Raw genomic sequence first — 15,374 nt, forward strand, 5'->3', positions numbered from 1 at the left:
CGGGAGCCGAGCCGGGCGCGGTGAGGGGTGTGCGGTGCAGACGGTCGACGCCGTGGTCATCGGGGCGGGGCCGAACGGCCTCGTCGCCGCGAACGCGCTCGTGGACGCGGGGTGGGACGTCCTCGTGCTCGAGGCGCAGCCCGAGGTGGGCGGTGCCGTGCGGACGGCCGAGGTGCTGGCGCCGGGCTACCGGACGGACCTGTTCAGCGCCTTCTACCCGCTGGCGGCGGCCTCGCCGATCGTGCGGGGGCTGCACCTGGAGGACCACGGGCTGCGCTGGGTGCACGCGCCGGACGTGCTGGCGCACGCGCTGGACGACGGCCGCACGGCCGTGCTGCACCAGGAGGCGAGCGACACGGCGGCCGGCCTCGAGGGCTGGGGGGACGGCGACGGGCAGGCGTGGCTGGACCTCGTCGAGCAGTGGGACCGGGTGCGGGACCCGCTGCTCGACGCGCTGTTCACGCCGATCCCGCCGGTGAAGGCGGTCGCGCGCATCCTCGGCCGCACCGGCGTGGGCGGGGCGCTCGACCTGGCGCGCCTGGCGCTGCTGCCGGTCCGGCGGCTGGCGGACGAGAGCTTCCGGGGTCAGGGCGGCGGGCTGCTGCTGACCGGCAACGCGATGCACGCGGACATCCCGCCGGACGCCGCGGGGTCGGGCCTGTTCGGGTGGCTGCTGGCGATGCTCGGCCAGGACGTCGGCTTCCCCGTGCCCGAGCACGGCGCCGGCAGCCTCGCCGACGCGCTGGCGCGTCGGGTACGCGCGGGCAGCGGCTCGGTGCGGACCGGCGAGCGCGTGGTGCGGGTGCACGTGCGCGGCGGCCGGGCGATCGGCGTCGAGACGGCCGGGGGCGAGCGCATCGCCGCGCGGCGGGCGGTGCTCGCCGACGTGACGGCGCCGTCGCTGTACGGCCGGCTCGTCGAGGACCGGCACCTGCCCGAGCGGCTGAAGCGCGACGTCGCCCGCTTCCAGTGGGACCACCCGACGTTCAAGGTGAACTGGGCGCTCGACCGGCCGATCCCGTGGCGGTCGCCGCAGGCCGCGGGTGCGGGGACGGTGCACCTCGGCGTCGACATGGACGGGTTCGTCGACTACGCGGCCGACCTGTCGACGGGTCGGCCGCCGGAGCGGCCGTTCCTGCTCGTCGGGCAGATGACCACCGCCGACCCGACGCGGTCGCCCGCCGGGACCGAGTCCGTGTGGGCGTACACGCACCTGCCGCACGGGGGCACCTGGGACGCCGCGGCCACCGCGGCTGAGGTGGAGCGCGTGGAGGCGGCGCTCGAGCGGACGGCGCCGGGGTTCGGGGACGCCGTCGTGGCGCGGCACGTGCAGAGCCCCGACGCGCTCGAGGAGCACGACGCGAATCTCGAGAACGGGTCGCTCAACGGCGGCACGGCGTCGCTGCACCAGCAGCTCGTCTTCCGTCCGACGACGGGGCTCGGACGGCCCGAGACGCCGGTGCGTGGGCTGTTCCTGGCCAGCGCGTCGGCGCACCCCGGGGGTGGCGTGCACGGGGCGTGCGGCTGGAACGCCGCGCGAGCCGCGCTGAACCAGCAGGGGCTGCTCGGCGGGGCGCGCGCGGCGCTCGTGCGCACGGCCTGGGAGCGGGTGCTGGACCGGCCCTGAGGCGGGCGGATCACGGGCCGGCCGGGCGTGTGCCGCCGGTCCCCCCGTGACCGGTGGCGGACGGGCCCGTCGGCGGACGGTGGCGGACGGGCCCGTCGGCGGACGGTGGCGGACGGGCCCGTCGGCCGTGCCGTCAGGCGGTGGTCGTGACCGCGTGCGCCACGGCGGGCGCGTGCGACCCGCGCCCGCGCCACGCCTGCACCGCACGGGCGGCGTCCTCCTCGACGAGGTCGGCGTTGAGGCCCGCGCCGGCGGTCTGCCCGGCGGCCGCGGCGACGGCCACCGTGGCGGCGAGGTCGGCGACGTTGCCCGCGGCGACGACACCCGGCACGTCGGTCCGGCCCTGAGGCCCGGTGGGCACGTGCTGCGCGCCCATCGGGTGGTCGACGAGCGTGCCGCCCAGGGACAGGTAGAGGTCGGCCCGGGGCACGAAGCGCGGGGCGACGACCACGGCGTCGGCGGGCAGGGTCCGGTCGTCCGCGAGGACAACGGTGAGGGCGGCGGTCGCTCCCGCGGCGACTACGGGGTCCAGCCGGAGGACCGGGCCGTCGACGACCTCGACGCCCAGGGCGGCGAGCGTCGCGGCGCGCTCGTCGTCGAGGGGCGGCATCGCGTGCCGCACCACGGTGACGTGCGGCGTGAGCTGCCGGAACAGGAGCGCCTGGTGGTACGAGCCGTCCCCCGTGCCGAGCACGACGAGCCGGCGGTCGCGCACCTCCCAGCCGTGGCAGTAGGGGCAGTGCAGGACGCGCGTGCCCCAGTGCTCGCGCAGGCCCGGCACGTCGGGGAGCTCGTCGACGAGGCCGGTGGCCAGGACGATGCGTCGGGCGCGGACGGTCGAGGTCGCGCCGGCAGCGCCGGTCGGGCCGGTCGTGCCGGTCGCGCCGCTCGGGCGGACGACGAGGTCGACGTCGAACCCGTCGCTCAGGTCCTCGCCGCGTCGCCGAGCGCCGCGGACCTCGCCGTCGACGACGGCGACACCGAGGGCGCGCGCCTCGGTGCGACCGGCGGCGACGAGGTCGTGCGGCGCGACGCCCTCCCGGCCGAGCAGGTTGTGCACGCCGTGCGCCGGGGCGTTGCGCTGCTCACCGCCGTCGACGACGAGCACCGAGCGGCGCGAGCGCCCGAGCACCACGGCTGCGGCCAGGCCGGCCGCGCCGCCCCCGACGACGAGCACGTCGACGTCCGCCGGTGCCCCGGCCGGCTCGTCGGGGGCCGTCGCCGCCCAGGCGGTCCGGCTGCCGCGGACGTCGAGGTCGGCGGCGGTGAGGGCGCGCGCGTCCTCGTCGTCGAGCAGGGCGTCGAGGAGGGCCCGTCCGTCGTCGTCGAGGCCGTCGCCCAGCCCCTGGCGCAGCCGGGTCAGCTGGAGGTGCGCCCACGCGAGGAGCTCGTCCGGCGACGCGTCCGTGCGCACCCGGAACCCCGCGGTGACGACCGGGCCGAGCCCGGCTGCGGCGATGTCCGCCGTCCAGTCCGGGTGAGCGTTGTGGTGCTGGGCGTCGGCGGCGGCGTGCAGGTCGCGCTCGAGGACCGCGTGCTGGCCGTGCGACGGGAGGAACCAGGGCCGGTCGTCCATCTCGACGACGACGAGCGTGCCTCCCGGGCGAAGTGCCCCCGCCACCTCCCGCAGCAGCCGGGCCGGGTCGGCGACGTGGTGCAGCGACGACGCCGCCCACACGAGGTCGGCGCCCGCGACCTCCGCGGGCAGGCCGGCGTCGAGGTCGGCGCGGACCGTCCGCACGCGGTCGCCGACCCCCGCCGCGCGCGCCGCGGACTCCAGCCGGTCGAGCATGACCGGCGAGACGTCCACCGCGACGACCTGCGCCTCCGGCAGGGCGCGCGCCAGGGCGAGGGTGCCGGAGCCCGTGCCGGCGCCGAGGTCGACGACCGTGCGGACGGGCCGCCCGCCGGCGGTCGCCCGCGCGACGGACCACGCGACGACCTCGTCGAGCGTGGGGCGCAGCACGCATGCGTCGAGGTCGAGCAGGTCCGCGAGGGTGGCGTCGTCGTGCGCCGTGTGCGGCGTCGGACCCTGGTGGCGGCGCTCGTCGTGCTGGTGCCGGTGCTCGTCGTTCCGGTGCTCGTCGTCCCTGTGCTGGTGCATGGGAGTCACGGTAGGTCGGTCATGCTCTAGCGGCATAGGGTCTTGCTCATGAAGCAAGACGAGCTGGGCACCGAGGACCTCATCCGGCAGCGCCTGCGGAGCCTGCGGGTCTCGCGCGGGCTGTCCCTCGACGCCCTCGGCGCCCGGTGCCACCTCAGCCCGTCGACGATCAGCCGCATCGAGACCGGGCACCGGCGGCTCGCGTTCGACCAGCTCGTGCCGCTTGCCCGGGCCCTCGGCACGAGCATCGACGCGCTCGTCGAGCCGGCGGGTGACGACGACGTCGTCATCCGCCCGGAGCCGCAGCACGCCGCCGGGCTCACCACCTGGCTCCTGTCACCGGAACGGGCGCTGCCCGGCATCACCGTCGCGAAGATGCGCATCGGCACCGACCGTCCGCGCGAGCCCGCCGAGCGGCGGGTCCACCCGGGGCGGGAGTGGTTCCTCGTGCTGTCGGGGACCGTGCGTCTCGAGCTCGGGGACCGGGTGCTGCTCGTCCGCGCGGGGGAGGCGGCGTCGTTCTCGACGATGGTGCCGCACGCGGTCCTGGCGCACGAGGGAACGGTCGAGGTGCTGTCGATCTTCGACGTCGACGGCGAGCGGACCCACCTGCACGAGGGGTGACGGGCGAGCGCGAGCCGGACCGGCGGCCCGGCGGCCGGGCGACGTCAGCGCTCGGGGTGCGGGTGCCGACCGACCTCGGGGCTCGGCCGCTCGGCCAGCAGCGCGAGCCGCTTGACCGTCTCGATGTTGCGCCACCGCAGCACGAGGTGCCGCAGCGGCGGCGGCACGAGCCGACCGGGACCGGACGAGGCGTCCTCGGCGAACTCGACACGGCACCGGTCGTCGCCCAGCGGCTCCACGTGCACGACGATGAGCGCCTCGCCGAGCGGCCAGCCCCGCGCCCGGAGCCGGATGCCGTGCTCGGGGTCCCAGCCGCGGCTGACGGTGATGTCGTCGATGACGGCCGGCCACGGACCCACCGAGTGGGCGATGCGGGACCCCTGCTCCGGCCACGACGGGTCGACACCCTCGATGCGCGACGCCCCGACCACCCACGAGGCGTAGCTCCAGCCGTCCGCGAGCACCGCCAGCACGGCCGAGGCGGGTGCGTGCACGACACGGCTGACAGTCTCCATGCCTGCACGCTAGTCGCGCCGGCGGTGCCGTGCCGCCGGTCCGTGCCGTGTCGGTGGGCCGCCGTAGGGTCGGCGCCATGGTCGCCGTCGGGATGGTGCTGCTGCCGCAGGAACGCTGGTCACGCGCGCGGAGGCGCTGGACGGAGCTGGAGGAGCGGGGGTACGACCACGCCTGGACGTACGACCACCTGGCGTGGCGGTCCCTCGTCGACGAGCCCTGGTTCGCGACGGTCCCGCTGCTCGCGGCGGCTGCGGCGGTGACGGAGCGCATCGCGCTCGGCACCTTCGTGGCATCGCCGAACTTCCGGCACCCCGTCCCGTTCGCCAAGGACGTCATGGGCCTCGACGACGTGTCCGGTGGCCGGTTCCTCCTCGGGATCGGCTCGGGCGGCGAGGGGTTCGACGCCGGCGTGCTCGGACCGGCGCCGACGCGGGGACAGCGCACGCGCCGGTTCGAGGAGTTCGTGGCCGTGCTGGACCGGTTGCTCACGCAGGCCGTGACCGACCACGTCGGCGAGGCGTACGAGGCGCACGGCGCGCGCATGCACCCGGGGACGCTCGCGCGGCCGCGGCCGCCGTTCCTCGTGGCCGCGAACGGGCCGCGGACCATGGCGCTGGCGGCCCGGCTGGGCGAGGGCTGGGTGACCTACGGCCCGGCGCTCGGCCCGGAAGACCTGGACGACGAGCCCGCCGCCGCCCAGGAGCGCTGGTGGGAGGCGCTGGCCGCGCTGTCCGACGACGTCGACCGTGCTGAGGCCACCGCGGGCCGTGCCGCCGCCGGCCGCCCGCCGCTGCGCCGGGTGCTCAGCCTCGACGGCGCCCCGCGGTTCGCCCTGTCGTCGGTCGACCTGGCGGTCGAGGGCGTGGAGCGGGCCGCGGCCCTGGGCTTCACGGACGTGGTCCTGCACTGGCCGCGGGCGGAGGGCGTCTACGCCGGCGACGAGCGCGTCGCGGAGGCGTTCAGCGAGCGCCTGCCGGCGCTGCAGGCGCTCCCGGTCGCCCCACGGCCGGCGGCGCGCGGCTGAGGGCGGTCCAGCTCGGCGCTCCCGGGTGACCTCCGCCGGTTGCCGCCCGCGGTCACGCGCGCAGTGCGCGTGACGGCGGCGACGCGGCATGGCGTCCAGGGGGAGCGGGACGAGCCCGGCCGACGAGCGCCGCGACCGTCCCCAGCGCGAGTGCGCACAGGACGGCGGCCACGGCCACCGGGTACGTGCCCTCGCCGCTGGCCGCGGTGTCCTGCCCGGCGACGCGGACCAGCCAGGGCTGGCGGTCGGCGTACTCCACCTCGACGTGCGCGCCCGTCGAGGTGGTCCCGAGGTCGTCGACGTCGACGTGCCCTGTCTGCACGGTGCCGTCGGCGAGCTCGTAGGAGAGGCGGCACTGCCGCGGCCCGGCGCGGCCTGCGCCGTGGCACGCCTCCACGGTGGCGGTCGTCGTGGTCGCGCCGGCCGCGAAGGCTCGGACGGACCGGGCCGTGTCGTATCCCCAGATGCCGGCGACGACCGCGACGAGCGCGGCCCCCGCCGCCATGCGCCACAGGCCTGCGGCGACGCGCTGCAGCGGCCGCCGGTGATGCGCCGCGAGCTGCCGACTGCCGAGAGCCACGCATCGATCATCGACGACCTCGACGACAGGCAGAGAGCGGCGGGCGGAGCAACCGCGCGGGCTCACCGGCGCGATCGTGGTGAGTGGCGAGGATGCAGGGAGCAGCTCCATCACGCGCCAATACCGCGCACGCGACCCGTTCATCCATCGCATCGCTGCCGTCCACGAAACTGCCAGAGAGCTGTGGATGGCACGACTCAAATGAGGGCTGTGGCCGGCTCGGCGCATTCTTCCCTCTTTCGGGCGAACTTTTCGACGCATGGCCGCGGGGGGTGAGCTACCGGATCCTGCGATGTGGTGCCCGAGCGGCATCTGCGCTGGTCAGCGGCTTGATGCGCGCGCCTTCCCTTGTTCGTCCCGGTCCTGAGCGTTGTTCCCGGCGCGGTGTCGTGTCGGTGGTGCCTGGCATTGTCGTCTTCGTCGTCGAGGGCGGTGGAAATTGTCGGGACGGGGGTGAGCGGGATTGAGCGGGGTGGTGGGGGTGGGGTCGGCGTTGGCGGCTGTGCAGGTGGCGGTCGATGCGGTGGCGGCGGTGTTGGCGGCGGCGGGGCCGGGGGGTCGGGCGGTGGAGGGGCAGGGCGCGGTGGAGGCGGTGGCTGCGGCGTTGCGGTTGGCGGGGCGGTTGGAGGCGGTGGCGGCGGCGTTGTTGCCGGTGGTGGAGGCTGACGGGTTGTGGGCGGTGGCCGGTGCCCGGTCGTTGGCGGGGTGGGTCGGTGAGGTGGGGCGGGTGCCGCATGCGCGGGCGGCGGCGTTGGTGCGTACCGGGCGGGTCTGGCAGGAGGTGGTGCCGGCCACGGGGCGTGCGGCCGTGGCCGGGGACATCGGCGTGGAGGCGGCGCGGGTGATCGCCTCGGCGGCCACGACACCGGCGCGGGTGGCCGCGTTGCAGGAGGCGGGGTCGGTGGCGGGGGAGGGGTTCTTGCTGGCGCAGGCGCGGGTGCAGCCGGTGGGGTCGTTCCGTCGGTTGGTCTCGCGGTGGTCGGCGGCGGCGGACCCGGAGGCCGATGAGCGGGGGTTCCGGGAGGCGCAGGAGCGTCAGTTCGTGGATCTGGCGGCTACGACGGGTGGGTATCACCTGTCGGGGTTCTTGACCGAGGAGTCGGGCGCGACGGTGCGTGCGGCGTTGGAGATGGTGATGGGCGTGCCGGTCGCGGGGGATCAGCGGACGACTTCGCAGCGGCGAGCGCAGGGGCTGGTGGACCTGGCGCGGTTGACGTTGGACCACGGGTTGGCCGGGTCGGTCGGTGAGCAGCGCCCGCACCTGTCGGTGGTCGTGGACTTCGACACCTTGCGCCGTGCCGTGGCCGGGACGGGCCTGCTGGACGAGCGCGGGTCGTTGGCAGCGGCCGGGCCAGTGTGCCGGGCGGGCAGCGATGGGCCGGGCGGAGGGACCGGAGCCAGATCGACCGACGCAGGAGTTGTCGCGCCGGACGGCGCAGCGGCTGTCAGACCGGGAGAGGGGCTGCCTGACGGGCCTGGCGGCGGGTTGGGTGGCGGTCCGCGTGACGGTGAGGACGACGGGCTACCGGACGTCGAGCGGTTCGGGGTGGCCGAGCTGGTCGGGGGTGGGGCCGTGCCGGCCTCGGTGCTGGCGCGCCTGGCGTGCGACAGCGTGGTCTCGCGCATCGTGTTCGGGCCGCGCTCGGAGGTCGTGGACGTGGGTCGCTCGCAGCGCACGTTCACCGGGCCGCGTCGCCGGGCGGTCGTGGCTCGTGACGGGCGGTGCCGGTTCCCGGGGTGCGACGCCCCACCCGCGCTGTGCGAGGTGCACCACGTGCGGCACTGGGCCCGCGACGGCGGCGACACCGACGCCGGCAAGGGGGTCCTGCTGTGCTGGCACCACCACGCCCGCGTGCACACCCTCGGGATCGAGATCACCCGCCGCGGCACCCGGTGGCACTTCACCGACCGACACGGCCGACCCCTGCCCGGCGCGGGCATCGCTGGCGTGCAGGACGTGGCGGACGACGACGGCGACGACCTCTGCCCGACCGGGACGGACGGCTCGCCATGAGGAGCACGCCGCCGACTCGGACGGCAACCGATGAGGCGCAGGCCGCCGACTCGGAGGGCTTTCGAGGAGTCGCAGGTTGCCGACCTGGGGGCTTCTCGAGCAGGCGCACTCCGCGGACTCCGTCGGCTCTCCCGGAGGCACGCGTCGCCGACTCGGACGGCTGGCCGTGCTCGTGCTCAGTGCGCCTGGCGCGCCTCCCAGGCGCTGCGGACCATGTCGTCGAGCGAGTGGCGCATCGTCCAGCCGAGGTCCCGGGCCGCGGCCTCCCCGGAGGCGACGATCCGGGCGGGGTCGCCCGGCCGTCGGGGAGCCTCGTCGGGCGTGAAGTCGATGCCGGTGACCCGGGCCATCGCGTCCATGATCTGCCGCACCGAGACACCGTCGCCGGAGCCGAGGTTGTAGACGCGCTGCAGGGTGCCGCCGTCGGCGAGGGTGCGGGCCGCGGCGACGTGGGCGTCGGCCAGGTCGGCGACGTGGATGTAGTCGCGCACGCATGTGCCGTCCGGCGTGGCGTAGTCCGTGCCGTTGATGCGCGGGGTGCGTCCCGCGGCCAGCGCCTCGAGCACCAGCGGGAAGAGGTTGTGGGGGCTCGTGTCGTACAGGTCGGTGGTCGCCGACCCCACGACGTTGAAGTAGCGCAGCGAGGTGTGGCGCAGACCGGCCGCGCGGCCCTGGTCGCGGAGCAGCCACTCCCCGATGAGCTTCGACTCGCCGTAGGGGGACTCCGGGACCGTCGGCGTCTCCTCCGTCACGAGGTCGACGTCCGGCGTCCCGTACGTCGCCGCCGAGGACGAGAACACGATGTTCTGCACCCCCTGCGCGGCCATGGCCTCGAGGAGGTGCGCCGTCCCGGTGACGTTCTGCTCGTAGGTGTGCAGCGGTCGGTCGACGGAGACGCCGGCGTACTTGAACCCCGCCAGGTGCACCACGCCGACCACGTCGTGCTCGGCCAGCGTCCGCGCGACGAGGTCGGTGTCGAGGATCGAGCCCTCCACGAGCGGCACCTCGTCGGGCACGAAGCCGCGGTGCCCGCTCGACAGGTCGTCGAGCACGACCGTCGGGAGGCCCACCAGCCCGAACGCCCGCACCACGTGCGACCCGATGTACCCCGCCCCGCCCGTCACCATCCACGTCACGGGCCGTGAGTCTAGGTGCGACGGGCCGCCCAGCGGGCGGCTTCGCGCGCGGAGGGGCGGACGTCGTCGCGCGGATACGGACGGCGCCCGAGCGGGTGGTCGCTGGGGATGCGTGCGCGGACGGGCGCCGGGGCAGGCGCGAGCGAGGCCGGTGGTGTCGAGGGCCGCGGTCGCGGTCGCGGTCGCGGAGAGCAGCACAGCGCTGAGAGCGCGCTGATGCCGTCGTCCACACCAGCAGGTCGGAATGCGCGCGCACGGACCTCGGGTACGCCAGGGTCGGGAGGGGCACCCGGTTCCGGCCAAGGGACGGGTCGCGCGATCAGTAGGGTGGTGGACCGACCCGGAGGTGGACATGGAGCCGCACCGCACCGACGAGGACGTCAGCGTGCGCTCCGAGGCGAGCCGTCCCGGGCGTGGGCGAGCGGGTGGACCTGCGCGTCACGACCTGCTCTTCCCCGACGAGGGAGCGGTCCGAGGGCCCGCGCACGCGCCCTCGCCGCAGGACCCGGACGTCGTGGCGCTCGCGCAGGACGTCGGTGCGGCGATGCGCGCGGTCGAGGAGGTGCTGCGGGACGTCACGCACCGCCGGACGACGGAGGCCGCAGGCACGGCCGCCGAGTACACCGCCCTGTGGCAGGACCTGAGCCGGCAGGTCGGCGGCAAGATGCTGCGCCCGCACCTGACGGTGGCGGCGTACCTCGGGCTCGGCGGCACGGACGTCGCCGCCGTCGCGCACGTGGCCGCGGCGCAGGAGGTCCTCCACACGGCGATGCTCGTGCACGACGACCTCCTCGACCACGACGAGGTCCGTCGCGGCGTGCCCAACGTCGCCGGGTCGGCCCGGGCGCGGCTCGTGGCCGATGGCGCCGCGGGGCGCCGCCTCGAGGACCAGGTGGTCGCCTCGGGGCTGCTGGGCGGGGACCTGGCCATCGCGCAGGCGTTCGCGCTCGTCGCGGCCGCGCCGGTCGACCCGGCCGTGCGGCTGGTGCTCGTGCAGCAGCTCGCGGACGGCATCGCCACGACCGTCGCCGGCGAGCTGCTCGACGTGCGCTCCGCGCTGCACGCGCCCGCCGACGTCGACACCCTCGCGGTCGCCCACCTGAAGACTGCCGTGTACACCTTCGGTGTCCCGCTCGGTGCCGGTGCGGTCCTGGCGGGTGCCGACGACGCCACCGTCGCGTCCCTGCGGCAGGTGGGCGAGGCGCTCGGGGTCGCCTTCCAGCTCGTGGACGACGACCTCGGCGTCTTCGCCGACCCCGCCACGACGGGCAAGTCGGTGCTGTCGGACCTCCGCGAGGGCAAGCGCACGCAGCTCCTCCGGGCGGCCTACGCGGCCGCGAGCCCCCAGCAGCGCGACGTGCTGGACGCGCTCGTCGGGCACGCCGACCTCGACGAGTCCGGGGCCGCCGCCGTGCGCGCCGTGCTCGAGCAGACGGGTGCCCGCGCCGCGACCCTCGACCTGGCGCGCACGCTTGCCACGCGGGCGCACGACCTGGCCGTCACCACCGTGCCGCCGCCCCTGGCCGGCTACCTCGTCGGGCTGGTGGAGGACCTCGTCGGGCGGGGGGCGGAGACGGACGGGCGCAGCGTCCCCGGACGGGCCGCGGAGGGGCGTGGTGCTGGTGCCTGACGGGCTCGCGCTCTACGACGCCACCGCCGCGCGCGCCAGCCGCGACGTGCTGGCGGCCTACTCGACGTCCTTCGGCCTCGGGACGCGGTTGCTGGGCGCCCGCGCCCGGCAGGACATCGAGGCGGTGTACGCCCTGGTCCGGCTCGCCGACGAGGTCGTCGACACGTACCGCGGTCCGGTGGCGGCGGCCGAGCTCGACGAGCTCGAGGAGCAGACGCGCCGCGCGCTGGGCACGGGCTTCTCGACGAACCTCGTCGTGCACGCGTTCGCCCGCACGGCCCGGCGCACCGGGATCGACCGGGGCGAGATCGACCCGTTCTTCGCGTCCATGCGGGCGGACCTCTCCGTGCACGAGCACGACCGGTCCAGCTACGAGCAGTACGTCTACGGCTCCGCCGAGGTCGTCGGTGTCATGTGCCTCAAGGTCTTCCTGGCCGCGGACCGTCCCGACGGGGCGGGCAGGCCGCCCGCGCCGGACGCGGCCACCGTCGACGGCGCCCGGGCGCTGGGTGCGGCGTTCCAGAAGATCAACTTCCTGCGCGACCTGGGTGCCGACTCGGGCGACCTCGGTCGTGCGTACTTCCCCGGCCTGGACCCCCGCGCGCTGACGCCTGCGCAGGTGCGCGACGTGCTGGCCGAGATCGGCGACGACGTGGCGCGGGCGCGCGCGGCGATGCCCCGCCTGCCCCTCCGGGCGCGCTGCGCGGTCGCGGCGACGCTGGCCCTGTACGACGGCCTGCTCGTCCGGCTCGCTCGCACCGACCCCGCGGAGCTGGCCCGGCGGCGGGTGCGCGTGCCCGACCCGCAGAAGCTGCTGCTCGTGGGGCGGGCGGTGGCCACGACCCTGGCGGAGGACCGCCGACGCGGTGGTCGCGGCCAGGCGGCGGGGGGATCGTCGCGGCGGCCGTCGTCGTCGCCGCCGTCCACGACGAGGGCGCGCAGCCCGCGCGGCGATGCCGCGGCCCCGACGCCCACCGCCGACATGACCAGCACGCGTGGCGCCGTGACGACCAGCGCGACCAGCACGAGCGGCACCGGCACCGCGACCAGCGCGAGCGGTACCGGCAGCACGACCAGCACGACCAGCACGAGCACGACGGAGGCGGGACGAGGGTGAGCGGCGCAGGACGGGTGGTCGTCGTCGGCGGGGGGATCGGCGGCCTGACGACCGCCGCGCTGCTCGCGCGCGGCGGGGCGCGGGTGACGCTCCTCGAGCGGTCGGCACGCGTGGGCGGACGCGCCGGCACGCTGGAGCAGGACGGGTTCCGGTTCGACACGGGCCCCTCCTGGTACCTCATGCCCGAGGCGTTCGATCACGCGTTCGCGCTGCTCGGGGAGCGCGTCGAGGACCACCTCGACCTCGTCGAGCTCGACCCGGCGTACCGCGTGTTCCCGGAGCCGGAGCTGCCGGGGGAGGTGTCGCAGCCGCTCGACGTCTCCGCCGAGCCGGAGAAGAACTGGGCGACCTTCGAGGCGCTGGAGCCGGGCGCGGGGGAGGCGGTCCGCCGCTACGTCGAGGGCTCCACGCTCGCGTACCGGACGGCCCTCGACCACTTCCTCTACACGACCTTCGAGCGTCCCGATCGCGCGCTCGGGCGGGACGTGCTGGCCCGCCTCGGGACGCTGGGCGGCCTGCTCACCGAGACGATGGCCGACCGCATCGCCGGGACCGTCCAGCACCCCGTGCTCCGGCAGGTGCTGGGCTACCACGGCGTCTTCCTCGGCTCGTCGCCGTACCGGCTGCCCGCGCTGTACTCGCTCATGAGCCACCTCGACCTGGCGGACAAGGTCCGCTACGCCCAGGGCGGCATGTACACGCTCATCGAGGCCCTCGAGCGGCTCGCCCGCCGGGAGGGCGTCGACATCCGCACGGGCGCTGAGGTGACGACGATCGAGGTCGACGACGCGCTGCCCTCGCTGCGCCGCCCCCGCCGGACGGGCCGGGTGCGGGGCGTACGCCTCGCCGACGGCTCCGTGCTGCCGGCCGACGTCGTCGTCTCCGCCGCCGACCGGCACCACACGGAGACCGAGCTCCTCGAGGAGCGCCACGCCGACCTGCCGCCCGCGGCCTGGGACCAGCATGGCCCCGGCATCTCCGCGCTGCTCGTCATGGTCGGCGTCCGTGGCGAGCTGCCGCAGCTGCCCCACCACTCCCTGTTCTTCACCGCCGACTGGCCCGCCAACTTCGCCGCGATCCTCGGTGACGACGCCGTCTCCGATCCGGCGACCCTGCACGTGCCCGAGACCGCCTCGCTCTACGTCTCCCGCACCACCGCCACCGACCCGTCCGCCGCTCCGCCCGGCCACGAGAACCTCTTCGTCCTCGTGCCGTTCCCGGCCGACCCGTCCCTGGGCGCCGATCCGGCGTCGCGGGAGCGGATGGAGGCGGCCGCGGACCGGGCGCTGGACCAGGTGGCGGCCTGGGCCGGGATCAGCGACCTGCGGCAGCGCGTGGTGACGCGGCGGGTCGTCACGCCCGCCGACTTCGCCCGCGACCTGCACGCGTGGCGCGGGACCGCCCTCGGCATGGAGCACACCCTGCGGCAGAGCGCGCTCTTCCGTCCCGGCAACGCCTCCCGGCACGTCGACGGCCTGCTGCACGTCGGTGGCGGGACCGTCCCGGGGGTCGGGCTGCCGATGTGCCTCATCAGCGCCGAGCTGGTCGTCAAGCGGCTGCTGGGCGAGACCTCGGCCGCGCCGCTGCCCGCGCCGCTGCGGCCGGGCTACCTCGCGGCCTCGCTGCCCCGGGGCCTGTGGCAGCGGCTGACGGTGGCGTCGTGAGGGCGGTGCGGTGCGTGGTGCCGGTCGTCCGCGTGCTGCGTGCGGGATGAGCGCCCGGTGACCGCGCGACGCGCTGCCATCAGTCCCGACGAGCCGGGTCGCCGCCGGAGGGTGTCCTCGTGGGGCCGCGGTGAGCTCAGCGACGGGGCAGCGGCGAGCGCCGGCGTGACGGCCCGCGCGACGGGGCAGCGGTGAGCGCCGGCGTGACGGCCCGGGCGACGGGGCAGCGGTGAGCGCCGGCGTGACGGCCCGGGCGACGGGGCAGCGGTGAGCGCCGGCGTGACGGCCCGGGCGACGAAGGACGGCACGAGGGCGCTCGTGCGGGAGGTGCTGGTCGCCTCGCGGCCGTTCTCGTGGGTGAACACGGCATACCCGTTCGCGGCCGGGTACCTGCTGGCGACCGACGGACGCGTCGACGCGACCTTCGTCGTCGGGACGCTGTTCTTCCTCGTGCCCTACAACCTGCTCATGTACGGCATCAACGACGTCTTCGACTACGCCAGCGACCTTGCGAACCCGCGCAAGGGCGGGATCGAGGGCGGCCTCGTCGACCCGGCACGCGCCGCAGCGGTGCACCGGCGGATCCTGTGGTCCTGCGCCGCCGCGGTGCTGCCCTTCGTCGCCTACCTGCTCGCCGTCGGATCGGCGGCCGCCGGTGCGACGCTCGCGCTTGTCCTCTTCCTCGTCGTCGCCTACTCGGCGCCGGTCCTCCGCTTCAAGGAGCGGCCGGTCCTGGACTCGCTGACGTCGGCGATGCACTTCGTCGGGCCGCTGCTGTACGCGCTGGTGCTGGTAGGGGCCGACCTGACGGCGCGCACGACCTGGCCCGCGCTCGTCGCCTTCGTCCTGTGGGGCATGGCGTCGCACGCCTTCGGGGCCGTGCAGGACGTCCGGGCCGACCGGGAGGGCGGGATCGCCTCGGTGGCGACCGTGCTGGGCGCGCACCCGACGGTCGTCGGAGCGACGCTCGCGTACGTCGCCTCGGCCGCCGTCCTGCTGGTGCTGCCCTGGCCGGGGGTCCTGGCCGCCGGGCTGCCGCTCCTCTACGCGGCCAGCACCGCCCGGTTCTGGTCCGTCCGCGACGACGACTGCGAGCGTGCCAACCACGGCTGGCGGACGTTCCTGTGGCTGAACCTCGTCGCGGGTGCCCTGGTGACCATGCTGCTCCTCGCCGCAGCGGTCGAGAGGCCGGGCACGGACGTCGCGGGAGCCGGGACGGATGCGCCCACGACCGGCCCGGTCTCCACAGCCTGACGCGGACGCCCGGGCAGGCCGCACGGCACGCGCGCACGGCACGCGCGCACGGCACGCGCGCACGGCCACGCGGCGGGCTGCCCT

General features: G+C 76.1%; 12 protein-coding genes. 8 read left to right on the top strand and 4 right to left on the bottom strand.

Translation table 11 applies throughout. The features are described 5' to 3' along the window. Positions 1-34: 34 nt before the first annotated feature. Positions 35-1,627, top strand: coding sequence for a phytoene desaturase family protein (locus AC2TDM_RS02805; RefSeq protein WP_090033193.1), 1,593 nt, complete (start codon positions 35-37; stop codon positions 1,625-1,627). A gap of 133 nt (positions 1,628-1,760) precedes the next feature. Here AC2TDM_RS02805 and AC2TDM_RS02810 read toward each other — a convergent pair whose 3' ends face one another. Continuing rightward, a complete protein-coding gene (locus AC2TDM_RS02810) occupies positions 1,761-3,731 on the bottom strand; it encodes an FAD-dependent oxidoreductase (protein ID WP_484635755.1) in 1,971 nt (656 codons plus the stop codon). Positions 3,732-3,779: 48 nt separating this feature from the next. Between AC2TDM_RS02810 and AC2TDM_RS02815 the strand changes: the two genes are divergently transcribed. Next, complete coding sequence (locus tag AC2TDM_RS02815; protein ID WP_484635756.1) at positions 3,780-4,355, top strand: helix-turn-helix domain-containing protein; 576 nt, start codon at positions 3,780-3,782, stop codon at positions 4,353-4,355. A 44-nt stretch (positions 4,356-4,399) separates the two neighbouring features. Here AC2TDM_RS02815 and AC2TDM_RS02820 read toward each other — a convergent pair whose 3' ends face one another. Beyond that, positions 4,400-4,870, bottom strand: a complete 471-nt coding sequence (locus tag AC2TDM_RS02820; protein ID WP_090033196.1) for an SRPBCC family protein — start codon at positions 4,868-4,870, stop codon at positions 4,400-4,402. 77 nt (positions 4,871-4,947) lie between these two features. Between AC2TDM_RS02820 and AC2TDM_RS02825 the strand changes: the two genes are divergently transcribed. Beyond that, positions 4,948-5,895, top strand: a complete 948-nt coding sequence (locus AC2TDM_RS02825) for an LLM class flavin-dependent oxidoreductase (RefSeq protein WP_090033197.1) — start codon at positions 4,948-4,950, stop codon at positions 5,893-5,895. A 52-nt stretch (positions 5,896-5,947) separates the two neighbouring features. Here the strand turns inward: AC2TDM_RS02825 and AC2TDM_RS02830 are convergent, their stop codons facing one another. Further along, complete coding sequence (locus AC2TDM_RS02830) at positions 5,948-6,475, bottom strand: hypothetical protein (protein WP_090033199.1); 528 nt, start codon at positions 6,473-6,475, stop codon at positions 5,948-5,950. A 508-nt stretch (positions 6,476-6,983) separates the two neighbouring features. On the opposite strand from AC2TDM_RS02830, the gene AC2TDM_RS02835 reads away from it, so the two are divergent. Continuing rightward, positions 6,984-8,489 (top strand): HNH endonuclease signature motif containing protein, encoded by a 1,506-nt coding sequence (locus AC2TDM_RS02835; protein WP_484635757.1) that lies wholly within the window; start codon positions 6,984-6,986, stop codon positions 8,487-8,489. A 176-nt stretch (positions 8,490-8,665) separates the two neighbouring features. Here the strand turns inward: AC2TDM_RS02835 and galE are convergent, their stop codons facing one another. Next, complete coding sequence (gene galE / locus AC2TDM_RS02840; RefSeq protein WP_484635758.1) at positions 8,666-9,625, bottom strand: UDP-glucose 4-epimerase GalE; 960 nt, start codon at positions 9,623-9,625, stop codon at positions 8,666-8,668. A gap of 352 nt (positions 9,626-9,977) precedes the next feature. On the opposite strand from galE, the gene AC2TDM_RS02845 reads away from it, so the two are divergent. The 4 genes from AC2TDM_RS02845 (at position 9,978) to AC2TDM_RS02860 (ending at position 15,290) form a co-directional block, all read left to right on the top strand. Beyond that, the gene (locus AC2TDM_RS02845) at positions 9,978-11,255 is read left to right on the top strand and encodes a polyprenyl synthetase family protein (protein WP_484635759.1); all 1,278 of its coding nucleotides are present in this window, start codon (positions 9,978-9,980) and stop codon (positions 11,253-11,255) included. Continuing rightward, the gene (locus AC2TDM_RS02850) at positions 11,242-12,372 is read left to right on the top strand and encodes a phytoene/squalene synthase family protein (RefSeq protein WP_484635760.1); all 1,131 of its coding nucleotides are present in this window, start codon (positions 11,242-11,244) and stop codon (positions 12,370-12,372) included. The genes AC2TDM_RS02845 and AC2TDM_RS02850 overlap by 14 nt, the downstream gene beginning before the upstream one ends. Further along, a complete protein-coding gene (gene crtI / locus AC2TDM_RS02855; protein ID WP_484635761.1) occupies positions 12,369-14,036 on the top strand; it encodes a phytoene desaturase family protein in 1,668 nt (555 codons plus the stop codon). The genes AC2TDM_RS02850 and crtI overlap by 4 nt, the downstream gene beginning before the upstream one ends. A gap of 318 nt (positions 14,037-14,354) precedes the next feature. Beyond that, complete coding sequence (locus tag AC2TDM_RS02860; RefSeq protein ID WP_090033416.1) at positions 14,355-15,290, top strand: prenyltransferase; 936 nt, start codon at positions 14,355-14,357, stop codon at positions 15,288-15,290. Positions 15,291-15,374: the final 84 nt, after the last annotated feature.

It is taken from the genome of Cellulomonas sp. plas2 (assembly GCF_057221735.1).